This is a genomic window from Cellulosimicrobium sp. CpK407 (genome assembly GCF_051844275.1).
GTDB lineage: Bacteria > Actinomycetota > Actinomycetes > Actinomycetales > Cellulomonadaceae > Cellulosimicrobium > Cellulosimicrobium cellulans_G.
Genome location: NZ_JBGNYC010000124.1, coordinates 1 through 256 on the forward strand (window position 1 = coordinate 1; position 256 = coordinate 256).

Consider the following 256-nt stretch of genomic DNA (forward strand, 5'->3'; position numbering starts at 1 on the left):
AGGAGGCTGGTTCGTCTCCCCCGGGCGCGCGATCCCCACGCGCACGGTGCCGGTCGCCGTCGCCCCGCGGGCGTCGAGCACGGTGTAGGTGAAGGTGTCGAGCCCCACCGCGTTCTTCGCGGCGGTGTACTCGAGGAAGCCGTCGACCACGGCGACCGTCCCCTTGCCCGCCGGGGACGCGATGCCGGTGACCTGGACGGAGTCGCCGTCGGGGTCGATCCCGTCCAGGGGGACCGCGATGCGCACGCTGGACCCG

The 256-nt window shown here is 74.2% G+C and carries 1 protein-coding gene; it reads right to left on the reverse strand.

Annotated features, from left to right (window positions below):
* Nucleotides 1-256 (reverse strand): Ig-like domain-containing protein (locus ABWU78_RS21005; protein ID WP_439159408.1); only part of this gene is annotated, 256 nt, incomplete at both ends.